A 25,837-nucleotide genomic window follows, 5' to 3' on the forward strand; every position below is an offset into this window, starting at 1 on the left:
CATTCACGGCGAAGCGCAAATAAACAAGGTCCGATCAATGGGCCGGTATCGAACGGGCACGGGGAGGCTCTTGAAATGAAGCTTGATTCATCAATCTTGATCGATTCCTGCGCCAGCCATCTGCAAGACTGGCCTGCCGCTGAGCAAGGCCGCGCCCGTGGCGTGTCGCCTGCGGTGGCAGCGATCAAAGCACGCCAAGCTTCCGCTGAAGACGCTTGCATTGAAGACGGGCCGACATTGCCTGCGAAAAAGTCTTGTCAGGTCTCATCCCGCCGACTGTCTGATCCGGGTTTGGCTTCCAAAGGTGCGGTCTACCCTCCGCGAGGGCGCATAAAGCAACAAAGCGGTGATCGTTGTCGGTCCAACTCGAAACGGGGTGATGCACTGCCGGCTGAGTGCTCCTATCAGCCCGTCGAAGCCGCACAACGGGTCCTGCGCGTGCTTCGCGCGATGAATTCACTACGCTCCGCATCAGTGGCCGAGCTTCACGCGATCACCGGGCTTTCGAAATCGACCATCGTCAGGATGCTCGATACGCTCATCCATGAAGGCTATGTCCTGCGTGACAATTTCATCGGCGGCTATCGCGTAACCTCCGAGGCGCAGCACCTCAGCAATGGATTCCGAGGGCTTCCACTCGTCATCGAGGCACCGCGGCCGTGGGCGGTGAAACTCACAGAACGGATCAAGTGGCCGGTTAGCGTTGCCACGGTCCACCACGGCAAACTCAGTGTTGATTTTACCACCTCGCCGGTCGGGGCCTGGGATGCTGCCTCGCCGATCCCTTCGTCGTGCGATCGAGCGGTGTGCCGGACTTGATCCTACGGCCCTTCAAGCCCGCCTTTCCGTTGCATTATGGCTTTCTCTATCCGGCCTGGCAGTCGCGTTCCAAGGTCGTCACGGAGCTCGCGAACGAGATCGGGATCGTCGCCGCTTCCCAGGTGGCGCGCATGACCGATCCGAATGCGCACACTGGCGTGTGAGCGGTCGGCATCAGGCCGCCAGGGCGAGCCCATGCGAAGCCGCTCGCCGGTGGCGCGGTGGCCTGACTGCCTTGGCCGTTATTTTCAAGGGCAGTAGCGTAGCACAGCGTAGAAATCGGTGGGCTCCCACTCTGTAGGCGTGATCGCTGCGGCTGGCGAACAGGATCTCGATCAAGGGACATTCGGGCAGGATGCCGTCGGCACAACGCTCGACCACTCTCTTGAGCGTTGTTGGAACGCCAATTGCGGCTTCGCGACGTTCGTGTAACTGTCATGTTGGACATTTATGCGGAACAGGCGCTTTCCGACGGGCGGTGTAATCGGACCGGTGCCTTGTGCATTCTTGTAGCGGACGACATGCGGACATCTCAAATGGCTCTCTTGGCGGCGTCGCCATTGGGCGTGTGCTGAAATCCGTTTGGGCACTGCTGCTTATTGGCACTGTTGGCGGGGTGTGCGGCGAGGCCCCGCGCGGCGAGTTTGCTTTCGACCTCCCTTCGCAACCACTTGGAGCCGCGCTTGAAGGCTATGCCCGGATATCCGGTCGGGAGGTCCTCTATGATGGGAGGCTCGCAGAGGGACGCCGCTCAAGCCCGGTCCAGGGCGCCTACACAGCGGAGACCGCCTTACAGATCTTGCTTGCGGGCTCCGGACTTAAGGCGGACGCGAAAGCCGATGGCTTCTTCGTACTTTCACGGGTGCCGGCGAGATCGGCCGCGGAGCGCGGCTTGAGGCTATCAGCGGCGGATACGCACTACTATGGCGTTCTTCAGGCTGGCCTCCGGGCTGAGTTGTGTGGTTCGCACGCATTGCCCGAAACCGGCCGTATCGCTGCACGGCTTTGGCTCAGCCAGACTGGGGCGGTCCTCCAGGCCAGGCTGCTCGGCTCCACGGGAAACAGTGAATGGGACCAGCGAGCCATTGCTGCTCTGCGTCGCCTGCAGATAGCAGGACCACCGCCTGGATTTGCACAACCGGTAACGATCGTGGTCTTGCCGCGTCCGTCAGACGGCGATGACGGCTGCGCCGCGCAGCGCCAATCTCCGACGAGAGCCGGCCGATGACAGACACCAGTCTGCTGGTCCTGCGTCAACTGCTCGTGACGGGCTACGACGAACTCAAGGCAAAGCTCGCGCGGCGGCTGGGATCAGATGAGGTCGCTGCGGATGCCGTTCAGGACACCTGGCTGCGGTTGCAGCGCTTCAAGAGCGTTGGCCAGGTCGACAATCCGGCAGGCTATTTGTTGCGCATAGCGCTGAACGTCGCGCGCGACCGCCTGAGGGCAGAGCGTCGCTATCTGACCGCCGAACAACTTGAGAGCATGGTCGATCTGCCCGACGACGCGGCAGATCCGGCGTCGGTGATGGAGGCGAAATCCGAGCTGGAATTAATCGAAATGCTGATCCGTGAATTGCCGGAACGGCAGCGTGCCATTCTGATTGCAGCCCGTTTGGATGGTCTGCCACGCCATGAGATTGCGCGGCGCATGGGGATATCACTAAGCTTGGTGGAGAAAGAGCTGAAGCAGGCTCATGAATATTGCCTTGCGCGGCGGGCGCGGATGAGGAAATCGGCGGCCGGGGAGGAATAGCCATGCGGTTTTTGTTGCTTACGACAGTCTTTGTATCGAGGGGCATGACCAGAGCCCGAGGTCTGCAGTGCCGCTCATAGCTCCATTTTGATCGAGAATGTCAGTGATCGACGATAGCGCCGACGAAAGGCGGCTAAGGGCCGAGGCGGTCGACTGGGTTCAGCTTCTGGACTCCGGTCAAGCCACTGCGGCCGACATCGAAGCGCTCAAAGCCTGGCGTTCGCGCAGCGCCGCCCACGAGGCAAGCTTTGCGGAAGCGGACCAGCTCTGGAGAAATTTTGCTGCCGCCGCAAGGCGCATGCGTGAAAGGGGAGAACTGGCTTCGCCATCGCTGCCCAAGGTGGCATCTCGGCCCATTCTAAGCCGACGCGCGGCTCTAGGTGGAGGGATCGCACTTGCCGCGTCGGTCGCCGGTCTCTGCGCAGGCGCCGACCCGCCGCTCGGTCTCTGGCCATCATTCGCTGAACTTGCGGCGGACTATCGAACGACAACGGGCGAGCAGCGGCGCCTGACGCTCGCAGGTGACGTCACCATGCACCTGAATACGCAGACAAGTGTTGCGTTGCGACCGCCGGATGGAAGCGTCGACCGGGTGGAACTTGTTGCGGGTGAAGCCACCTTTTCGGCCGGAGAGCGCACGGGCCGATCGCTTGTCGTCCTCGCGGCTGAAGGCGCGGCAAGCACGACGAACGGACGCTTTGATATCCGCCGCATCGGTACCTCCGTCTGCGTCACTTGCATCGATGGCGATGTGCGGGTCGCATCCAGCACCGACGCCGCAGCGCTGGGGCGGTCGCAACAGGTCCGCTACGACGAGCGGGGCTTGGGGCGAGTTGTGCCTACCGATCTCGAACTCGTGACAGCCTGGCAGGAGGGGGTCTTGATCTTCCGAATGATGCCGCTTGCCGATGTCGTGAACGAGATCAACCGCTATCGGGCGGGCAGGGTGGTTTTGATCGATCGACGACTTGCGGACTTGCCTGTCAGCGGGCGCTTTAGAATCGATCATATCGACGAGATCATCGCACGCCTGGGCCAAGCCTTTGGTGTCACCAGCAAATCGCTGCCGGGTGGCATCGTGCTGCTTGGTTAGGCAGCCGCGGTACGCTGGGAAAGGCCGGCGGGAAAAATTTACGGTTTTCGCGGTGTCGACCGGTCAGAGGGTAGGCGCTCCTCGAAAGCGGGGACGCGCCGTTCGATGAGGGCCGCTGATGTCGAGAATCCCAACGAACTCCATCGATGCTCGTGGAGCAGCACGATCGGAGGCGGATACGTCTGATCGTTTGCATCGGTTGCGACGTGCCCGGAGAACGGAGCGTCTCGTCTTTCTCACCACGGTCAGTGTCGTGGCGCTGTTCGTGAGTTCGCCCCTGGCGCAAGCGCGTCCATTGTTCGGTGCGAATTCGGTGATCGCGCCGGTTACGGCGATTAACGACGCGGTATCGAACGCGCAAGCGGCGGCCCAGGTGGCGCGGGATGCGCAGCGATCGCTTAGCCGGACGATCCAGGCATTGCAGGACATGCAAGGCCTGCAGAATGCAGCCCGCGCAGCCGCTCAGGGCGTGCCGAGCGGCGTTCCGAACGGCCTCGTGCCGGGCGGGCTGGTGCCGAACATGCCGGCAGGCTGGAGTGGGGCCAATGGGCCGACGCAAAATGTGAGCGGCGGTCAAACGAACGTCACCATCCAGCAGACCGCGCCGCAGGCGATCCTGAACTGGCAGACATTCAACGTCGGCGCTCAGACCACGGTCAACTTCAATCAGCAGGCCAGCACCTGGACGGCGCTGAACCGCGTCGTCGGCAATCTCGGCCCGAGCCAGATCCTCGGCAGCATCAATGCGCCGGGCCAGGTCCTCATCATCAACCAGAACGGCATCATCTTCGGCGGCGCGAGCCAGATCAATGTCGGCTCGCTGATCGCTTCGACCGCAGCCATCACCGACAGCCAGTTCCTGACGAACGGCATCTATTCGACCCAGACCAACGGCGCGTATCTGCCGAGCTTCACCGGCGCCGGCGGCGAGATCGTGGTGGAGGAGGGGGCGCTGATCACGACCAGCGCGCCCGCTTCAGTCACGCAAGGCGGCGGCTTCGTGCTGTTGATGGGCAGCGAGGTCAGCAATTCAGGCTCGATCACGACGCCGGCCGGGCAGACCGCGCTCGCCGCCGGCAATGACTTCATCCTGCGCGCCGGCTACGGCACCCAGGCCAACCAATATTCCACCACGCGCGGCAACGAGATCGCGCCTGTCCTCTATGCAGGCAGCAGGAGCGGCGCGGTGGACAACACCGGCCTGATCTTCGCCCAGCAAGGCGACATCACGCTCGCCGGGCATGCGGTGCTGCAGGACGGCATCCTGCTCTCGACCACCTCGGTGAACCAGCGCGGCACCATTCATCTTTTGAACTCGGCGAGCGATACTAGCGGCAGCGTCACGCTGACCGGCAATAGCGTTACCCTGGTTGCGCCCGAGCTCGACTCGTCCGACACCGCGCTGAACTCGCAGCGCGACGCCCTGATCGCGGCCTCCGGACCCAATGGCCTCGCCACCGGGCAGTTCGACAATCTCTCGGCGCTCGCCGATCGGAAGGATCAGTCCCGCATCGAGATCGTCGGCGGCGGCCTGGTCGACTTCCAGAACGGCTCGCTCACCATGGCCCAGGGCGGGCAGGTCGTGGCCTCCACGGGCAAGCGCGTGTTTGCAGAAAGCGGCGCGGTGATCGACGTCTCCGGCACGGTCGGCACGTTGTTGCCGATGTCGGCCAACAACATTTCGGTCAATATCCAGGGCAACGAGCTGCGCGACGATCCGCAAAATCGCGACAGCGGTGCGCTCGCCAACAGCAATCTCTGGATCGACGCGCGCGATCTCACACTCGTTCCTGCGGGCACCGGCGGCTATGCCAGCGACCGCTACTACACCGCAGGCGGCCTGCTCGAGGTCTCCGGCTATCTCGCCAACGCGCACCACACCATCGGCGAATGGACCGCGGTCGGCGGCACGATCACGCTGGCCGCGCCCGAGGTCGTCGCCCAGCAGGGCTCGACCTTCAACATCTCCGGCGGCTCGGTGCAGTACCAGGGCGGCTATCTCAACGAGAGTTATCTGCTCGGCAGCGACGGGCGGATCTATAGCGTCAACAACGCACCGGCGGATTTGACGTACAGCCTCTACAGCGGCTTCACCGTCGATCACGCGCATTGGGGGGTGAAAGACATCTACGTGAGTCCGTTGCGGCCGCAGCGGGTCTATGAGCAGGGCTATATCGTCGGACGTGATGCCGGCAGCCTGATTCTGTCGGCGCCGACGGCGATCTTCGAAGGCACGGTAGAAGCCGATGTCATTGATGGTGCGCGGCAGATCGCCGCACGTCCCGCCGGCATCACCGACGGCTACAAGCTGGCGCAGAACACGGCGCCGCTCGCCGGCGCCCTCGCGCTCGGGCAGTACACGGGCCTTGGTCTCACCGGCGCCTACAACACCGATGTGCAATTTGGCAATGTCGCGTCCGTCACGAGCGGACTCGGTGTAACGTCGGCGTTGCCGTCTGCTCGCGCCAACACCGCCTGGTTCGATGCGCCGACACTCGACAGTTTTGGTTTAGGCGGCCTCAACGTCGCAACCGGCGAAAAGATTTCCGTCAACGCGCCGCTGACGCTCGCCGCAGGCGGTCAATTGACCTTCGCCGCGCCGACGATCGACGTCAATGCGGACCTGACGGCGCATGGCGGCAGCGTCACGCTCGGCAACAGCATGCATGCGCCGACCGGGCAGAGCGGCAAGATCGTGTGGTGGGCGCTGACGTCGGGCAATGCGCAGCCGTCCGTCGTCATCGAGCCTGGCGTGACCGTCGACCTGACGGGAGTATGGACCAACGCGCTGGCCGATCCCACAGACCTGTCCGGTCTCGCTCATGTCAATGGCGGAACGCTGACCGTGTCGACCACCGGTGGCATCACGGTTGCGAGCGAAAGCCTCATTGATGTGTCCTCTGGCGGTGCCGTTCTTGCGACCGGCAAGCTCGGGGGCGGCGCCGGAGGCAGCGTCAGCCTGATCACAAATGACTATTCGCAAGTGACATCGGCACTGCCCACCGGTGACCTCTCGGCGCCGCTGCTGTTCGACGGCACCGTACGCGCCTATGGCTTCAATGGTGGTGGCACGCTGAGGCTTGCCGCCGGGCAGACCGTCGTCATCGGTGACGGTGCTTCGCTCGCGGGCGGCACATTGGCTGCCAACACGCCGGCGGCGACCAGCCTGCGACTCACCCAGGACGTTACCATTGCCGCGGGCAGCAAGATCCCGTTCGACTACAGCACCCAGATGCCCGGCGTCCCGCTCGATGTGCCAACCACGGTCGCGCTGACGCCGGTCGTGCTGCAGCCAAATGCCATCGTCATCGGCGCTGATTGGGTCGTGCCACCGGGCATCACCGTGATTCTGCAGAATGGCGGGTACTATTATTTCAACTCGGGGCAGGTCCTTCCCGCACGCTCCTCGATCTACCAGATCAGGGGCACGCTGCCGGTCGGAACGATTTTGCCGGCAGCCGTGTTCGGCTCCGGCTTCCCGGCGGGCACAATGACTTTCGTTGCCAATTATCAGGCCGGTGGCGTTGCGCGCGCGTCATTCACCATTCCGGCCGGCTCCATTATTCCCTTTGGGGCGGTCTTCGATCAATCGGTCCAGATTCAACCGGTCTTGACGTTGCAGCCCGGCCTGTTTCAGTCAGGCTTCACCCATTACGACGTCAGCAGCAACACCGGTCTCCTCGTTACACAGGGAACGACGGTCGCGGCCGCGGTCCCGGTCTACCACACGTCGAGAGCAAGCTATGACGCGCCGAGCGGAAGCCCGATGGCCGAGGCGGCGTCGCCGTGGTTACCGCCGCTCGTCACCGATAATCCTTTCGCCCGCACTCTGACCCAGCGCGCCGGCGCCGATCTGACGTTGACCAGCGAATTCGATTTCACCCTGCAGCGCGGCGCCTCGCTGACCGTCGACCCGACCCAGGCGGTCTCGATCTATGCCAACAGGCAGGCGACGATCGACGGTGCGATCACCGCGCCATCGGGCAGCGTTCTCGTCACCAGCGCGCCGGATAGTACCTATGGCTATTTCACGCCGACGCGCTCGATCTGGGTCGGCAGCAATGCAAGCCTCAACGTTGCCGGCCTTGCACTGATAGCAACCGATCCGACCGGCTACAGCTACGGTTCGGTCGAGAACGGCGGTTCGATCGTGCTCGGCGGCGTCGGCGTCAATCGCGACGGTCAAACCGGAATTCCGTCCGCAAGCGACGCGTTTATCATCATCCGTCCCGGCGCGGTGCTTGATGTGTCCGGCGCCTCGGGTGTGCTCGACGTCAACGACAAGGGGAAGCCTCGACCCACCTTGGTCGCAGGGAGTGGCGGTTCGATCGGCCTTTACTCTGCGAGCGGGCTCTACATCGATGGAGTGCTCCGCGCCGACGCAGGCGGGACGGGCGCGGCCGGGGGGACGCTCACCGTCGCAATGGTCGCCCACCAGTTGGAGACCAGCTTCCCGAGCGCGGCACTGCCGTATTCGACCGGCGTGGTGCCCTCTCAAAGTGAGACATTGCGCAATCTCACCATCGTGCAGCATGCGCAGTCGAGCGGCCTTGGAGGCAATGTCGCGCCGGGCATGTCGGACCTGACGCTTCAGTTCGGCAACGCCGTGGTCAGCGTCGATCAGATCCACGCCGGCGGATTCGATTCGCTCTCGCTGTTCACCAACGACTCGTTCGTATTTCAGGGCAACGTCAATCTCGCGATGAACAGGAGCTTGACGCTCGGCGGCGGCATCCTGACTTCATCGCCAAAGACTCCGAATCTTAATGTTAGCCTGGCCGCTCCCTATGTGCAGATACAAGGATGGACTGACCAGACTCCCAGCGTCAATTTCTACTATCCGGGCCTGAACACCAATCGTGGTCCGAGCCTGAGTGCGCCGGGCAGCAACAGCTTTACGGTCTCCGCCGACCTCATCGATCTCTCTGGCGCCATCCAGTTCGGGGTGCACGCGCATCAAGGCGCGGGCTCTGTTGTGCACGTCACCGACAGCAACGCGGTCTTGGCAACCTACACGGACGACGCCACCCATATCACCGGGCCTGGCATCATCGACGAGCCCGGCTTCGCGCAAGTTACGTTGCAGAGCCAGGGCGATATTCGTTTGGGCGACGGCTCCCTGGTCAGCGGCGGCAATTTCACCTTTCAGGCTGCCCAGATCTATCCCCTCAGCGGCGCGACGGCGAGTATTGCGGCTGGCAGAGTACTGCAAGTGAGCCCGTTTGGCGGGACCGGTGCTATCACCTACGCTCCGAGCGGCAGCATCACGATTCTTGGTAACGGCGGCGCGGCACCGGCGGTGCCGGCGTCGGTCTTCGGCAGCCTGGCCTTGCTTGCGTCGAATATCGACCAGGGAGGCGTCGTCCGCGCGCCGCTCGGGACCATCTGGTTCAACAACAGATTCGGCAACGTCAGCGATGTGCCGTCGACGAGCGAGGTCACCTTCCGCAGCGGCAGCGTCACTTCGGCGAGCGCGGCCGGACTGACCATGCCGCTCGGTGGCACCACCGGCGGAAACACCTATAGCGGCGCTGACGGCACCCTGAGCGAACTGGGGGCCACCGTGGGCAACGTCAATGGCACCACGCGCGTCCTGACCGGGATTGTCATCAATGGAACGTCCGTCGTGGGAGAGGCCGGTGCGGTGCTCGATCTGTCGGGTGGTGGCAGTCTGACAGGTGCAGGCTTCATCTCCGGGCGCGGCGGCTCGGTCGATGCGCTCAAGACGGCACTGATCAACGCAAACCCGGCCAACACCTTCAGCTCGGCGAACGACAAGGTCTACGCCATCGTACCGGGCTACGCATCGGCCTACGCGCCGATTATCTCCAGCAACGGCGCCGGCAATCCGACCATCGGCCAGCAGGTCACGATTCCCGCCGGCGTGCCGGGTCTGCCGGCCGGCACCTACACATTGCTACCGTCAAGCTATGCGCTGCTGCCCGGCGGCTATCGCGTCGAGGTCGGCGGCACCGCGTCGGCGGCCGCCGCACCCGTCGCGCTGCCGGATGGCTCGATCATCGCCTCAGGCTATCTCGGCGTCGCCAATACGTCGATCAGGAACGCGCTGCCGACAACCCTCATCCTCACCTCCGGGGCTGAGGTACGGCACTATTCACAATACAATGAGACGAGCTACAGCGACTTCGCGATCAGCCAGGCTACGCTGTTCGGCGGGGTGCGGCCACGTTTGCCTGAAGACGGTAAGACTCTGGAGATCAATGTCGGCGTGTCCACTGGCGGCGCGCCATCGCTCTCCTTCGACGGTGTCGCGCTGTTCGGCGGCGCAGACGGTGGTGTCGGCGGCGCCTTGATGCTGACGTCGTCGGTTACCGGTGCCACCATCGATATCACTGCGCCGGGTGCGGCGCCTGTTGCGGGCCATGCGTCGATCGCAAGCGATGTTGTCAACGCTTTCAGGGCGCCGACCGTGATGATCGGCGGCGGCGCCAGCTATGACAATTATGAGGGAAGTGGTCCTCGCATCGACTTCACGAGCGGCGACACCGGCACGATCAACGTCCTCCCCGGTGCGGATATACGCGCTGGCCAAGTGTTCCTCATGGGGAAGAGCATCAATATAGCGGGTGGCGCAATCATCGATACCCGTGGACTTGGCAACAGCGGCGTCGATTCAAGTTTCGGCTATGTCTTTGCAAACACGGCATCGGAACTCACCAACAATTTCGGCCCGGCGGTGCTCGCGGTGGCGAACGGCTGGTTCAACTTCCTGCCGTCGGTCGGCACCGGAACGATCAATGTTTCGAGCGGGGCTTCCCTGCTCACGGAAGGCAGCATCGTGCTTGCCGCGGCAGGATCGCTCACCATGGGCGATGTCAATCTTGGTGCGCGCTATCTCACGGTGTCACAGAACGTGATCAATGCAGGCACTGACGCTTCGCTTGCCGCTGCTCAGGCAGCCGGCGTGCTGCCGCCGGGTTGGAACCTGACGCAGAGCGTGCTCGATCGCCTGCTGCATCCTTCATCCAGCAGCGGCGTTCCGCCACTCGAACAGCTCATCCTGACGGTAGGCGGCTCGTTCAACCTGATCGGCAGCGTGACGCTCGATGCGCGCGGTCAAGGGGGAGAGAGCGTCGAATTCGTGATCAAGACGCCGGCGATCTATGGGCTGGGGACGGCGACCGATACTGCCAGCATCGCCGCCGATACGCTGGTCTGGAACGGCATTCGCACGGGCAACGGCATTGAGGGATCTGGCGGCATTCCGTATGGGGGCCAGCCGCCGGCCACGATCTTGTCGGGCGGTCCGGGAACCGGCAGCGGAACGCTCAACATCGCGGCGGCGAACATCACCTTCGGTTACGACGCCAACAGCCGACCGACGGATGGTGCAACGCTCGACCGCGTCGCGCTCGGCTTCGCCGATGTCAACGTCAGCGCCAGCAATAAGATCACCGCCAACAGCGACGGCACGCTCTCGGTAGGCCTGAGCCGCGATGCCTCGGGCAACCTGCAAGGCGGAAATCTTACGCTGACCACGCCGCTATTGACCGGCATGAACGGGTCGACCATGGCGTACAAGGCCGGAGGCGCGATCCGCGTCGTTGCGCCCGCAGGGGCAGCATCCGCCGATACGTCGGCAGTTACCGATCTGGGCGGCACGGTGTCGTTCACCGGCGACAGCGTGTTGCTCGATACGGCGATCGGCCTGCCCAGCGGCAAGCTTACGCTCACGGCCGCTAATGACATCATGCTCGGTGACCGTGCAGACGTGGACCTCTCCGGGCGCGCGATCACCTTCTTCGATGCGACCAAATATAGCTGGGGCGGCGACCTCGTGCTGCAGAGTGCGCAGGGCAATATCACGCAGTCGCTGGGCTCGATGATCGGCCTGTCGGCGGTCAACAACGTCGCCGGCACGATCGCGGCCTCGGCGCCGAACGGGATCGTGAGCTTCGGTGGTACGTTGAGGGGCGCTGCCACGGCTGGCTACCAGGGCGGGCAGCTCGCGATCGCCGCGCAGAGCCTGGGTGATTTCACCGCGTTGAACCTCAAGCTCAACGACGGCGGCTTCTTCGGCGCGCGTTCGTTCGATATCAAGCAGGGCGACCTCGTCATCGGTGACGGGGTGGTCAAGGCACATCAGGTCACGATTTCCGTCGACCATGGCGCGTTGACGGTCGCTGGCACCATCGATGCCAGTGGCGTAACGCCCGGCACCATTCGCCTGGCTTCCAGCGGCGATCTTGCGCTCGATCCAAATGCCCAGCTCGACGCTCATGGCAGCATGCTGCAGCTCGACGGCTACGGCCATCCGATCGAGGCCAACAACGAAGCCGCGGTCGAGCTGACGACCACGAACGGCACGCTGACGATCAAGGGCAGCTCCAATCCGGCGATCAAGACATTCGACGTCAGTGTCACATCTCCTGCGGGCGTGCTGCAGGCGTCCTATGGGCAGATCGATCTGAACGCCCAGCGTACGGGTGAAACCTCGGGCAACATCAAGATCAGCGCGTCGGGCCCGATCACAATCGTCGGCGCGAAGAGCGTCGCGGTGAATGCCTTCTGGACCTACTCTCCTTCACCAAGTGATCCCAACGGCACTGTGGTGCAGGACAACGGCGACACGAATCCAGTCTCGGGCGTGACCGGCTATCTCGGTCTGAACCAGATCGACACGCGCAGTCAGCAGTTCATCAACCTCGCTTGGGGCAATTCCGACCTCCAGGGGCGGCTGGCGGGCCTGAAGGCTTATGGCAACGCCTTCCACCTCCGCCCGGGGATCGAGATAGACAGTTCGTCACCGAATGGGAAGCTCACCATCTCCGGCGATATCGATTTATCCGGCTTCCGCTATGGGTCGAATGCCGACCGCGATCCGACGTCACCGACCTACGGTGCCGGCGAGCCATTGGCGCTGGTGATCAGAGCCGGCGGCAATCTCAACATCCAGGGAAGCATATCGGACGGCTTCAAGACGCGGCCACCGGTCGCCGGCATACCGCCGACCTATTCCATTGTGACCACCCCGGCCGGGACCATCCTCGACGCCACATGGGTGTTCACAACGCCGGTCACCCTGACGACGGACTGGGTGATGCCGAACGACTCCTATTATCAGACGGTTGCATGGCTGACGGATATCAATGGCAACCAATACTTTCCGGGGCAAACCGTGCCGGCAGGTGTGACCCTGATCGCCGATGGCTACGACTCCTTTGAACAAGGAATCACGCTCCCAGGGTATTCCTATCAGGCGGTAACAAACCCCGGAACGCCTCCGTCTCCAGCTATCGCGGCCACGTCGCCGCTCGCACCGATGCTTGCGCCCGGCATGCTTTCCGCGTCCATCCGGTTGGTCGCGGGCGCCGATCTCGCCGCAGCCGACACACGAGCGCTGCAGCCGAGCGCAGTTCTGCGTGGCAACGGCAATCTGGCCCTCGGCAACCCGTCTTACGATCCTTCCCAGAACGGCACGCTGCTAAACGTGGTGCGCACCGGGACCGGCAATCTCGAGCTGTTGACCGGCGGCAATTTCAGCGAGACGAGTCCATATGGCATCTACACCGCCGGCAGCCCGATTCCGGAAACCGGCACTGCGGCCAATGATCCGTTCAACCCGGCTCGCGCCCGCTATCTCGACGGCACGGTGCTCGGATCGGCAAACAGTGCCTATGAAGGCCTGCTCGGCTCGCAGTTCGTGTACTACACCGAGAACGGCGGTAATTTCCTGCTGAGCGCGCGAGGCGACATCACCGGCTACCAAGCGCTCAACGCAAACCAGGTCGGCGGCTGGCTGTGGCGGCAGGGTGGCGACGGTCTCGGACAACCGACTGCGTGGGGCATCAATTTCGGCAGCTATACGTCGGGCTCCGCGTCGTCGATGGCCACCCTGACCGGCTTCGCCGCCGTGGGCACGCTCGGAGGCGGTAATGTCACCGTGACCGCGGGTGGTGATATCGGCAACGCCGGAGCCGGCTCAGGCATCATCATTGCCGTCGGCGGCAGCGGACGCGTGATCGACGGTAAACTTGTCCAGACCGGCGGCGGCACGTTGTCGGTGACGGCGGGCGGCGCGATTGGCGGTGGCGGCAACCAGTTCGTCGATTTGCGCGGCGATATCAGCATTGCATCGGGCAGCTTCGGGAGCCTTACCGGCACCTCTTTCGGTTCCAACACAGCTCTGGATCCACGTTCGCTCAGTTCGCTCGTACCCTACGTCATGAACCAGGTCGGCGGCGGCACGATCATGCCCGGCGACGGCATCGTGAACGTTCGCGCGCGCGGCGGGCTTGCACTCGACGACATCAGCGATCCGGGCCGCGTCGGACTCTTGCAATTGACTGATCCAGGAAGCGGATTGAATGCAGGTGTTGCAGGGGCGACCTGGTTCACCATGTGGACGCAGCGCACCGAGATCGACCTGTTCTCTGCCGGGGGCAACGTGGCGCCGTTCACCCAGGTCCAGGGGGGATACGGCGGCAACAGCCATTCAACTTTTTTCCTGCCGTCGATTCTGCGCGTGACGGCCGCCGGCGGCAGTATCTATCTGAACCCGGGCGATAATGACGCAAATCTGATGATGCCATCAGTATCCGGTGAGCTCGATCTGCTGGCGCACGGATCGGTGATTGAGGAGCGCAACAGCCAGATCGGTGCGCTCTCCACTTCGTTGTCGACGCTCGCAACGCCATTCGACCCAGGTTGGGCTACGATCCAAAGTTCGGGCACCAGTTCGAGCATTGCGGCATCGAATTTCTGGGGCAATCCCAATGCGCTGACCCCGTTAGATGGAGGCGTGCGAGTCTACAACGTCGGCTTCAATGTCGGCGATCTGACCTACTACGGAACCGGCGGCACACCGTTCATGTTCGGTGCCAACACCGTGACCGATGCCAGCGCTGTGAGCAACAGTGCCATTTCCCGGATCTACGCCGTCGAGGGCGACATTCTCGGCCTCGCCTACGGCGGCATCCATTTCGGGGCGCTATCGAACGGTACCCAGTATGCCTACGAAGCCTTCTATCGCGCTGCCAAGCCTGCTCAGATTTTCGCCGGCGGTGACATCGTCGACCTCAGCGGGCTGATTCTACAGAACGCCCCGACGGATATCTCGATGGTCGCGGCGAGCGGCAATATCATCTATGCGGGGCCGACGGTGCGCAACAATGGCGTGACTTACGCCGGACTCGAAATCGCGGGGCCAGGCACGCTCGAGGTCACCGCAGGCGGATCCATCTATCAGGGGGCGAGCGCGTCGATCGGCAGTATTGGCGCGCTGGTGACCGGTGACACGCGGCCAGGCACGAGCGTCGTGCTGCAAGCGGGTGTCGGCGGGGGCACGCCCGGCGTCGGGCAGGTGGATTGGAGCCATTTCGCCGAACTCTACCTCAATCCAGCCAATGCGGCCGATGCATCCAAGCCGCTGGCCGATCAACCAGGCAAGGTCATGCAGACGGCGGACACTGTCGGCACGCTCGGCGACCTCTACGCCTGGGCAAAAGCCCAAGGGTATGGCGGCGATGAGGCGGGAACTCTGGCTTATTTCGATTCACTGCCGGCTGCCCAGCAAGCGAAATACCCGACCAATCTGCTGCTCTACACCTGGCTCAAGGATCAGGGCTACACCGGCTCGCAGGGCGCCGCGCGCGCCTACTTCCTCGGCCTGAGCGCCGATCTCAGAAGCAGGTTCAACTACAATGCAATGCTCGAGGCGTGGGTGCAGACACGGTTCGGCTATACGAGCGATCAAGCGGGCGCGCTGCTCTTTTTCAATGCCCTGCCTGCGGCTCAGCAACGCGTCTTCCTGCGTCAGGTCTACTACGGCGAGCTCACTGCAAGCGGGCGCGAATACACTGATGCCAACGGTCCGCGCGGTGGCAGCTATCTGCGCGGTCGAGACGCGATCGCGGCGCTGTTTCCGGATCAGGCCACCTATCGCGGCAACATCACCATGTTCACCACGGCAGTCGGTATGCCGGGACAAGCCAATTACAGCATCAACAGCGGTTATGTGCACACTGATTTCGGCGGCGACATCCAGTTGCTGGCACCGGGTGGCGACGTAACGCTCGGCTCCGAAGGCCTGGCTCCGGGGCCCGACGCCGGCCTCATCACCCAGGGGGTGGAGCGCGGCGGCAGCGACATTCAGGTCTATTCACAAAGCAGCGTGCTGCTTGGCCTGTCGCGGGTCATGACAGCCGGTGGAGGCAATATCCTGATCTGGTCGGCCGAGGGCGACATCAATGCCGGTCGTGGCTCCAAGACCACGGTGGTCTATACACCTCCGAAGCGGACCTACGACAATTACGGCGGGATTCAGCTCTCCTCGCAGGTGCCCTCGACGGGCGCCGGCATCGCGACCCTCAATCCGATTCCAGAAGTGCCGCCAGGCAATATCGACCTGATCGCGCCGCTCGGTACCATCGATGCCGGCGAGGCGGGAATCCGCGTGTCCGGCAATGTCAACCTGGCGGCATTGCAGATTGTCAACGCGGCAAATATCCAGGTGCAAGGCACCGCGACCGGTCTACCCGTCGTGTCGGGTCCGCCGGTCGCCGCGTTGACCAGCGCCAACAACACCGCGGGAGCTTCGCAGCAGACTGCCGCGCCGCCACAGCAGAACAACGATCGTCCCTCGATCATCATCGTCGAAGTGCTCGGCTATGGCGGCTGCAGCAACAAAGGTACACCGGATCAGGACTGCTCCCCGCCGCGGCGCGACGATCGCCGCAGCCAAGAAGACGGCTACGACCCGCACGACAGATTTCAGATCATCGGCAATGGCGAACTGACGGAAGACCAGAAAGGACGATTGACGGTCGAGGAAAGGAGCGGCCTGTAGCTTATTCGCTCGAGGAGCGCGGCAGTCGAAGGCTCGCAGCCGCTCGAAATTTGAAACTACATCTGTTGGCCATCGATCTCGCGTGTGCTGGAATGGCCGTCGAGCTTCCGAATTTCCCCCGACGCTAAGGGTCGAACTCGGTACTCGTTGGGTCTGTCGGGTTCCGGTCTGAATCGCTCAGCGGAGACAGCACAGTGCAGTTGATGCGAGCTCCATCGGCAGGCATGGCGTGGAAGCAACTGCCGTCGCATCTTTAGCGGTCGAACAGAAGATTCGTTTTATCGGCTGCGAGCAATATGGAAACATCGCCGCGAAGTTTCATCCTAGAGTGACGATCGGCGCGCAATGGTGCATCCCGCACTCTTAAAGCTCGTGCATTCGAGCTGCGGTCCGCAATATGTGTGCGAGTTCAAGCCTCGAGGTGAAAAAATGACAACCCAACATTCCTCACGCGTCATCTGCATTTCTCCGAACCCTCCAGTTTTTGATCTGACGATTCTGGTCGCGCTGGAGCATGGCCTGTTCGAAAAGGCGGGCCTGAACGTCGGTTACTCGGTGAAGTATTCCGACCACGACGCTCTCGAGAAGGATGTTTTGAAACGTCAGAAGGAGGCGCTCTTTGAGCAGCAGTCCGCTGAAGCGTTCAATGTGTGCGAGTGGGGCGGCATCGATCGTCTCGAGCGTGGCGCCGGTCGCGGCAAGATTGCCGCGCTGCGTCCCGCCATCGCGGCGCAAGCCATTGTGACATTCGATCCGCTGCTGCAGTCACCCCGCGATCTCGCCGGCGTCACTATTGGCGTCAACGAATTCACAGGCTCCCACTACACGACGGTCGGGCTGCTCGAAGGCGCGATCGGAAAAAGCGCCGTGGTGTTGAAGCACATCGGAGCACCCGAAGTGCGCCTGGCGGCGTTGAAGTCCGGGCAGGTCCGCGCCGTAACCGTGATGGAGCCGTTCATCAGCCTGGCGCTGAAGCAGGGGGCGCATCTCATCGCATTGACGTTCTATCGCGGCGCGGAAGTTGTCTCGCCGGATCTGGAACCCTCTCAGATCGAGACGTACTTCCAGGTGCTTGACCAAGCGGTAGACCGCATCAATGAGGATCTCCGCAAGTACACGCACTACATCACGGCGATCGCGAAGAATGAGAGTTCCCCGGAGGAGCTGGACGGACGGTTTATCCGTTATGCGCATGTGCAGCGAGAGGGATTGTCCGCGAACGATGAGGATCGCGAGTCTGAATGCTTGCTGTCGCCGGGCTAATGGCGATGAGCACCCGCGTTATGCCATGGCGCATGTGTTGACGGAGCGTGTGGTCGCGTGCAAATCTCGCTCGTGATATCAATGATTTAGTGTGATGTGCTCCTGCATGGACAAAATGAGAAAAATTTCTATTCGAAGCAGATCGTGCAGGAGATTCCCCTTCGTTCGCGCTTTCATCCTGGCAGCGTGTCTGACGCTGACCTGTCAATCGACGGTGCAGGCTGCGGATCGGGTGAAGGTGGGTCTTGCCATTCCGCCCACGGTGACCGATGGCGGCGTGCAGGCGATCGCAGACGAATTGGGATTGTTCCGCGACGAGAACCTTGACGTTGAATATGTGGTGCTCGCCGGTGCCGGTGCGCTTCTGCCGCAGCTCTTGCAGAAGAATATCACGATCGCTTTGCCGCTTCCGGAAACGCTGCTCTCTGCGCACAAGGCCGGCGAGCCGCCGCTGCCGGTCAGCTACTTCTATAATGCAGGTCCGTCGAATACGCTCGAGATCGCCGTCAAGGCGGATTCCGACATTCGAGCGTTGGCTGATCTTCGAGGCAAGAGCATTGGAGTTGGCGCGCTGACCTGGGGGACGATTCCGCAAACGCGCGCGCTGCTGCGCTCGGTCGGATTAACTCCGGGGCGCGATGTACAAATCGTAGCCGTCGGAGTTCTTGGAGCCGGCTTCCACGCCCTGCGCGAGGATCGCGTCCAGGCCTTGAACTTCAACAGCACGTGGATCGACCTGCTGGAGCAGGAGGGCGTGCCGGCGCGGCGCCTCGTCTATCCGCCGAGCTTCCGCCGGATGGTGGTGAACGGCTACATCGCCCATCGCTCGACGCTCGACGACAATCCGGGCTTGCTCGAACGGTTTGGCAGGGCGTGGACGAAGGCGCTGATTGTTTGCGACGTCAATCCGCGAGCCTGTATCGAAGCGTTCTGGCGCAAGAACCCTTCTGCGAGACCGCAGGGTGACAACGAAGGCGCGCTAGCGGCGAATGTGCGGCTTCTCCAGCGCTGGATTGAACCCGTCCTCCGCGACGAGACTGGAAAAGCACGCGTGCCGGGCGCCTACGATCTCGACATTATCCGGACCTATGTCGGGGAAATGCACCGGTTCGGGGAGTTCGACTCGGACAATATTCCGCTCGATGCCTATTTCAGCGATGCGCTGGTGCCGGGCTTCTCGAAATTCGATCGCGATGCGCTGATTGCGCGTGCTCGATCATTGCCGTGAACGCGTCCGCCACCGCCATTCCGGAGGCGCTCGTCACGCTCTCGGGTGTGAAGTTTGCCTATCCTGGCCGCTCGAGGTCCCCGATCCTGGATGACCTTTCGCTATCGATCGGCGAGGGCGAGTTCCTGGCCGTGTTGGGGCCCTCTGGGGGCGGCAAGTCGACGTTGCTGAAAATCCTGGCTGGGCTCGTTACGGCTCAGGCAGGAAGCGTCGTCGTCGGTGGAACGGAAATCCGGCGGCCCCGCCGCGATGTCGGCATGGTCTTCCAGAGACCGACGCTGTTGCCATGGCGTAACGTGCGGGACAATGTACTTCTGCCGGCTGGTTTCGCCATCGGCGCGAGCAAAGCAGAACTGGACCGCGCTGACCGCTTGCTCGCGATGACGGGTCTGCGCGAGAGTGCCGGCCTTTATCCCAACCAGCTCTCGGGCGGCATGGCGCAGCGCGTCGGACTTACCCGCATGTTGCTGCATGACCCGCGTCTGCTTCTCCTCGACGAACCTTTCTCGGCGCTTGATGCCATGACGCGCGAGAGGCTGTCGCTGGAACTACAGCGCATCTGGATGACAGAGCGGCGAACCGCGATCTTCGTGACGCATTCCATTCCGGAGGCACTGTTTTTGGCCGATCGCGTCGTCGTTCTGGCCGGTCGCCCAGGCCGCATTCTTGCGGATTTGCCGGTCGATTTGCCGCGCCCTCGCACGCTTGAAACCATGGGCGGTGCGCGGTTCAACGCGTTGGCCCTCGAACTCCGTCGTCTCTTCGATACCGTGGCCGCAACGGGAGTGCCGGCGCAATGAGGTGGGTGCGAAGCCTGGTGCCACCGCTGGTCACCCTCCTGCTGGTGCTGGCGGCCTGGAGCTACGCCACTCGGCCTGGCGGCTTGCCCGCCTATCTGCTTCCAAATCCTTCTGCCGTCGCCGTGGCGCTGTGGTCCGGCTTATCGACGGGTGAGCTATGGCCTCATATCGTATTCACGCTGAGTTCGACGCTCGCCGGCTACGTGATCGGGTCGGTCCTTGCCGTCGTCAGCGGCGTGCTGGTGGCCGAGAGCCAGCTCTTCGAACGCTTTCTTTTTCCCTACATCGTGGCGATCCAGGCGACGCCGAAGGTGGCGCTTGCTCCGTTGATCCTTGTCTGGTTCGGGTTCGGATTGGCTTCCAAAGTGGTGCTGGTCGCACTGATCTGCTTTTTCCCGTTGCTCGTGAACACGATCAGCGGCATCCGACGAACCGATCCGGAACTGATCGCGATGGCGAGATCGTTCTCGCGTCCCGGCTGGTGGGTATTTCTTCATATCAAGTTGCCGGCGGCGGCCAGCGCGATCTTCGCTGGCCTGGAGATCGGCATCGTTCTCGCGCTGATCGGTGCGGTCGTCGGCGAGTTCGTGGCCGCCGAAAGGGGCATCGGATATCTGATCGGCTCTGCAACAGTGAACATGAACACGGCCGTGATGTTCGCGGGGGTCCTTATTCTGGCGCTCTTTGGCGTCTTGAGCAGCCTCGCCGTGCGCTGGGTTCATAGACGCATCGTCTTCTGGGAGCAGCCGTCCGCGGATCTGACAATCGGAGAAAGCTCATGACGTCGAACTCGAATGGGATCGGACCGGTCCTCGCATTCGCGTCGGCAACCGAACTACTCGATCGGCTCGCGCGCCGTGAGTTCACGGCTCGGGAATTACTCGAATTTCATCTTGACCGGCTCGATCGCCTGAATGGCTCCGTGAATGCGATCATCTTCACCGATCTCGCCGCGGCGCGCACACGTGCAGATGCTGCGGATGCCGCCACGGCGAAGGGAAAACGCTGGGGTCCGCTTCATGGCTTGCCGATGACGGTGAAGGAGACCAACAACGTTGCCGGCTGGCCGACAACGTATGGTGATCCGGCCATGGCGAACTTCGTGCCCTCGCGGAACGCCGCCGTCATCGAACGACTGCAAGCCGCCGGCGCCGTGATTTTTGGAAAAAGCAATGTCCCGCTGAACGCGCTCGACTGGCAGAGCTACAACGCGATCCATGGCACCACCCGCAATCCCTGGAATCTGGAGCGGACGCCGGGCGGCTCTTCCGGCGGCGCCAGCGCGGCGCTGGCCGCTGGATTGGCTCCACTCGAACTTGGGAGCGACGCGGGCGGCTCCATTCGCTTTCCATCGCATTTTTGCGGCGTGTTCGGCCATAAGCCCACGCCTGGCATCGTTCCGGCATTCGGCAACGAGCGTAACGAAAGCTTGCTCGACAATGATCTCGTTACGAGCGGACCGATGGCGCGCTCGGTGGCGGACCTCTCGCTGGCGCTCGAGGTGGTCGCCGGCGCGGCGGGACCTGCGGCTGCCGCATGGCGTCTTGAGTTGCCGAAGGCTCGGGCGACGCGGCTGAAGGATTTCCGCGTCTCCGTGATCACCGACTCGCCGGTCGCGGAGGTGGATGAACCGTACCGCGCCGCGATTCGTTCCCTGGCCGCCCGGCTCCGCGCCGAGGGCGCCGAAGTCATTGAGGAAGCACTGCCCTTCACCGATCACGCCGCGCATCATACGACCTATCTCCAGCTTCTGCGCGGCTCCGCCTCGATCCGGCTGCCCGACGCGGCATTTGAAGATGCGGTGCGCAGGAGTGCCGAGCCGAACTCGAACGCCAGCCGTTACATCTGGCAGACGGCGCAGGCCTATGCGCAGCGTCACCGCGACTGGTTGAAGGCTGAGGAAGCGCGCGCTCGGTTGAAGCGCGAATGGGCAGCTTTCTTTCAGAAAGTCGACGTTGTCGTTGCCCCGGCCACGGTTTGCGCCGCTTTTCCGCTCGATGAGGCGAGGCCTCGCGAGGAGCGGTTACTTCGCATCAACGGCCGCGATGTGGACTATAACGACCAGCTCTTCTGGGCAGGGCTGGCTACCCTTCCATCTCTGCCTGCGACTGCAGCGCCGATCGGACTTGTCGAAGGCCTTCCTGTTGGCGTGCAGGTGATCGGACCCTATCTCCATGACCGGACTACACTTGCTTTCGCAGCGGAACTGGAGCGGCTCCACCCGTTCGTTCCACCGCCGGGCTTCGGAGCATAGTGCCCTGGCGACAAGGAGACATACCGCGCGAGCCGACCAAGTCTCGCGTTACGAGATTCGCGAGCCGGTGGCGATCGGCGAGCAGGAGCTTGCGGCGCTGGAGAGCCTCAACGACTGGCTGGTCTCACAGAAGCTGCTCCCGCACCGTGTTGCCATTCGCGATCACCTGATCGCCTTGCCCTGAGACCGACTGAGCCTGCGACGTGCGATCGATGACGCCCGGCATCGATCCGCGCCGCAATTGAGGCTCGACCTCAAGCGAGCGGGCAAAGCTGTCCATGCGGTGTCTGTTCTGTGCACGGCTTGGCTAAGAAGCCTGGCAGATTTAGTAGATGATTTCAGTAGATTATCGGAGGCGTTGGCCTAACCTCGGAGGGGGCGCCGTACGCGGTCCAATGGGTCACTCTGACCGGTCCGGCGGCACAACTGGCCGCGCTTTATTCCAAGGCCATCGATATTGGACACATGGGCGATACATCGTCGGCCGTCGCGCAGCGTTGACGGACTGTCTCGATGGAGAAGACCGCGGAGCCAGAGGAGAGAATGAGACATGACGCAGATCGATCTTGGCTGGGGCAGCGGTCCCAGTGCGCGATATGAGCAGTTGGCCGAGCCGTTCCGGCCGCTGTTCCAGAAGATCCGGTCGACCGCGGTCGCGCGGGATGTCGAGCGCCGGCTGCCATATGACGAGATCAAGGCTTTGCGTGCAGCGGGCTTCACGGCCGTGCGCGTCCCGAGTGAGTTCGGAGGTGCGGGAGCGACACTGCCAGAATTGTTCAATCTCCTGATCGAACTATCGGAAGCCGGCTCCAACGTCACCAACGCGGTTCGCGCACATTTCGGGTTCACCGAGGATGTGCTCAATTCGCCAAATCCCGAGCGTCGCGCACTGTGGCTTGGCCGCATCGGCGAGAAAACGCTGTTCGGCAACGGCCATACCGAGGTCGGCGACAGCAAGCTGCAGGCCTTCTCGACCACGGTGTCGAAGAAGAATGGCGGCTATGTCTTGAACGGCCGCAAATATTATACGACGGGCACGCTGTTTGCCGACTGGATCAACATCGCCGCGCAGCACGAAAATGGCGAGCCGGTCGGCGTGGTCGTGTCGCGCCATGCCAAGGGCGTCGACGTGCTCGACGATTGGGATGGCTTCGGCCAGGCGCTGACTGCGAGCGGCACGACCATCTTCACCGATGCGCCCGTGGAGCCGGGCCAGATCGTTCCGGTCACCGATCGCTTCAAATACTCCAATCCGTTCTACCAACTCGTTCATCTGGCGGCGCTGGCCGGAATCGGCCGTGCCGCCGCCGGCGACGTGGCGCGTCTGGTCAAGGAGCGGACGCGTGTCTTCAGCCATGGCAATGCCAATAGCGTATCGGCCGATCCTCAGATCCTGCAGATCGTCGGACGGGTGCGCGGCAACAGCTACGCCGCAGGGCTCATTGTACTGAAGGTCGCTGAGGCGCTGCAGCGCGCCCATGAGGCGCAGCTATCGGGTGACGAGGGACGTACTGCAGCCGCCGTCACAATTGCGGAAATTGAGCTCGACCAGGCGGTCACCGTGGTGTCAGACCTAATCCTAGAGGCAACCACCATTCTGTTCGATGCGCTCGGCGCATCATCTTCTGCGCGCAATCTCGCACTCGACCGCTACTGGCGGAACGCACGAACGATCGCTTCGCACAACCCTCGTGTCTACCGCGACCGTATCGTCGGCGATTTCGCCGTCAACGGCACACCTCCGCCCGGACAATATCGGATCGGCACGCCGGGATAGGCACTCATCCATCAGTCGCGGCGATCTGGCCGCAAAAAAACGCAGTGAAAATCACCTGTCGGGCTTCGCGTCGAGCCGTCGCGCACTGGCTGGCGCGAGCGCCGCGACATGGGAATTGGCTGGGGCGACTGGCCGGCATCAGTGATGACCGATAAGCCTTGATTTCTTCATCGGCGCATCGGCCGGCACTGTGGCAGGTGAGGCGGCCATAGAGGACGGCCCCGACATTCTTGCGGCGTTCTGGACTATCCGCGCAGCCAGCTCGACGCACTGGTCGCGGATATCGGGGATGGCGATGATTTCCCAGAAGGCAGCGCGCGTGAGCGGACCGATCGCAAACAGCCGCCGCGAGGGCAAGCCGGCGCGGTTGATGATCGCGCAATCGGGGGCGACCTCGAGGCCAATGTGCAACGGATCGACCCGCGCCAAGCCTTGCTCGAACAGGCTGCGCACGACCGGGTTGCCGGTTGCGTGGGGATTCCGGGCGATCCCGGTGCAATCGACGATGGCGCCGACGTTAAAACTTTCGATCGTGGTCTGCGCGCGTCGGCGGTAGCGCACCTTGGCTCCAGTCGCGTTCGGCGAGACGCCGACCAATTTGCCCGCCAGAATGGTCAAGCGGTGGTCTGCGATGGCCCTCGTCACCATCGCTTCGACCTCGGGCGCCATGCGGTGGCGATGGACATCCCACCAGGCGCGTGCATGCTCGAGAAACCTCCGCCGGGAATCGACATCAAGCTCGCGCCACAGGCGCTGCGTGAACGGTCGGATTCCATCGACGACGCTGCGCCAATTGCCGCCTTGCGCGTTGTGAGCATCAACGCGATCCCGAATCCAGCGGAGCAACTGGCTGACACTGGCCCCGAAGGGCACTTCGGTCTCATCAAGCCGCAGCGGAGGTACGCGGCGGTGCGCCTTCGGCAGGAGCCCGCGGCGCGACAGCGCAACCACTGGGCCGCTATGGCCGTCGCGCAATAGCGACAACGCGTAGTCGACCATGGTGAGACCAGTGCCCAGGATCAGAACCGCGGAATCCTTCCTGATTTGCGCATTGGATCGCAGTCCCCATGGATCAGCATAGCAGGCCGAAGGCATTTTCGGCGAGTCGTGACCTGTCGCCAAGACCGCAACGTCGCCCGCGAGTTCTGCGCCGTTTGCCAGCTCAACCAAGACCCCGTTGGCATTTTCGCTGATCGAGATGCATTGGCTGTTCAATATCCTCAAGCCGTCCGCATCGTCTCCTCGCGAAAGCAATGGCTTGACCAGGCTCGCGATGTAGTCGCCGTAAATGCGCCTGGGTACGAAACAATAGCGATCCCCGCAACGGCTGGCGTCCCGCGCGGCCAGCCAGCGCCAGAAATGATCCGGATCTTGCGGCAGCGCGCTCATGTTGGCGGCCCGCACGTTGAGCAGATGGTCCGGATTGCCCGTATGATAGGCGAGGCCACGCCCGATTTCGGGACGCTGCTCGATCAGAGTAACGCGGAACGCCGAATTGCTCCGACGGAGGAGCTGATAGGCAAGCAGCGCACCGCTCGCGCCGCCACCGATAATGATCGCATGTCGCTTGGGCATGTGATGGTTTCCTCGCTCGCAGCCGGAGTTAACGTCATTCACAAACGCGGCGGGGATATGTTCGTTGCAGGATGAATGTAAATGGCAAGACCATTCTCTTATGAGGGGGCTCGACAAACAAAACATCTGCGGAGGGATGATTTGCGTTGCGCCGACCATGCTTTCGATAGGAGTTTTTCCTAGATCGTGCCAAAAGGAAAATGTTGCGGAGGCGCCTGTCACAATTGGAAGTGCCGCGCTTCGCGAGGAGATGACCTCGCGTGTGACGAGACGCAGGTTGGCGACGCCGGCACTGGGTCTGAACGTCGCCGCAGTGCGCCGCGTCGAACTCTGTGCGCGCCGGCCGGGCAGAAGCGAGCTTTTGAGATTGCGCGCAACATCGTTGAATCTCTCCATCGGTTGCCCGGCTCCGCGAATTATTTTTCAAACTTTGCATGCGCATGTCCGATCGGCCGTTTGCATGTT

The 25,837-nt window shown here is 62.8% G+C and carries 13 protein-coding genes; 12 read left to right on the forward strand and 1 reads right to left on the reverse strand.

Annotated elements, in window-relative coordinates:
• Positions 1-75: 75 nt before the first annotated feature.
• The 12 genes from P6U23_RS16570 (at position 76) to P6U23_RS16625 (ending at position 23,797) form a co-directional block, all read left to right on the forward strand.
• Positions 76-819 (forward strand): helix-turn-helix domain-containing protein, encoded by a 744-nt coding sequence (locus tag P6U23_RS16570; RefSeq protein WP_407180779.1) that lies wholly within the window; start codon positions 76-78, stop codon positions 817-819.
• Entirely contained in the window at positions 807-983 is a 177-nt protein-coding gene (locus P6U23_RS16575; protein WP_407180780.1) for a hypothetical protein, read from the forward strand. The genes P6U23_RS16570 and P6U23_RS16575 overlap by 13 nt, the downstream gene beginning before the upstream one ends.
• 452 nt (positions 984-1,435) lie before the next feature.
• A complete protein-coding gene (locus P6U23_RS16580) occupies positions 1,436-2,047 on the forward strand; it encodes a TonB family protein (RefSeq protein WP_407181487.1) in 612 nt (203 codons plus the stop codon).
• Between the two features lie 35 nt (positions 2,048-2,082).
• Positions 2,083-2,574 carry an RNA polymerase sigma factor gene (locus tag P6U23_RS16585; protein WP_407180781.1) on the forward strand — a complete coding sequence of 164 codons (492 nt, stop codon included), beginning with the start codon at positions 2,083-2,085 and terminating at the stop codon, positions 2,572-2,574.
• A 103-nt stretch (positions 2,575-2,677) separates the two neighbouring features.
• Complete coding sequence (locus P6U23_RS16590) at positions 2,678-3,667, forward strand: FecR family protein (protein ID WP_407180782.1); 990 nt, start codon at positions 2,678-2,680, stop codon at positions 3,665-3,667.
• A gap of 265 nt (positions 3,668-3,932) precedes the next feature.
• Positions 3,933-16,475: a filamentous haemagglutinin family protein gene (locus P6U23_RS16595; RefSeq protein ID WP_407180783.1), complete on the forward strand. Its 12,543-nt coding sequence runs from the start codon at positions 3,933-3,935 to the stop codon at positions 16,473-16,475.
• A 345-nt stretch (positions 16,476-16,820) separates the two neighbouring features.
• Positions 16,821-17,738 carry an ABC transporter substrate-binding protein gene (locus tag P6U23_RS16600; protein WP_407180784.1) on the forward strand — a complete coding sequence of 306 codons (918 nt, stop codon included), beginning with the start codon at positions 16,821-16,823 and terminating at the stop codon, positions 17,736-17,738.
• A gap of 232 nt (positions 17,739-17,970) precedes the next feature.
• A complete protein-coding gene (locus P6U23_RS16605) occupies positions 17,971-18,966 on the forward strand; it encodes an ABC transporter substrate-binding protein (protein ID WP_407180785.1) in 996 nt (331 codons plus the stop codon).
• On the forward strand, positions 18,963-19,766 hold the full coding sequence (locus P6U23_RS16610; RefSeq protein ID WP_407180786.1) for an ABC transporter ATP-binding protein: 804 nt from the start codon (positions 18,963-18,965) through the stop codon (positions 19,764-19,766). The genes P6U23_RS16605 and P6U23_RS16610 overlap by 4 nt, the downstream gene beginning before the upstream one ends.
• Positions 19,763-20,548, forward strand: a complete 786-nt coding sequence (locus tag P6U23_RS16615; RefSeq protein WP_407180787.1) for an ABC transporter permease — start codon at positions 19,763-19,765, stop codon at positions 20,546-20,548. Before P6U23_RS16610 ends, P6U23_RS16615 begins: the two co-directional genes overlap by 4 nt.
• Positions 20,545-22,020: an amidase gene (locus P6U23_RS16620; protein WP_407180788.1), complete on the forward strand. Its 1,476-nt coding sequence runs from the start codon at positions 20,545-20,547 to the stop codon at positions 22,018-22,020. Before P6U23_RS16615 ends, P6U23_RS16620 begins: the two co-directional genes overlap by 4 nt.
• 550 nt (positions 22,021-22,570) lie before the next feature.
• Positions 22,571-23,797 carry an acyl-CoA dehydrogenase family protein gene (locus P6U23_RS16625; RefSeq protein WP_407180789.1) on the forward strand — a complete coding sequence of 409 codons (1,227 nt, stop codon included), beginning with the start codon at positions 22,571-22,573 and terminating at the stop codon, positions 23,795-23,797.
• A 138-nt stretch (positions 23,798-23,935) separates the two neighbouring features.
• Here the strand turns inward: P6U23_RS16625 and P6U23_RS16630 are convergent, their stop codons facing one another.
• Entirely contained in the window at positions 23,936-25,372 is a 1,437-nt protein-coding gene (locus P6U23_RS16630) for an FAD/NAD(P)-binding protein (RefSeq protein WP_407180790.1), read from the reverse strand.
• Between the last annotated feature and the right edge of the window lie 465 nt (positions 25,373-25,837).

It is taken from the genome of Bradyrhizobium sp. STM 3562, assembly GCF_045571435.1.
Lineage (GTDB): Bacteria > Pseudomonadota > Alphaproteobacteria > Rhizobiales > Xanthobacteraceae > Bradyrhizobium.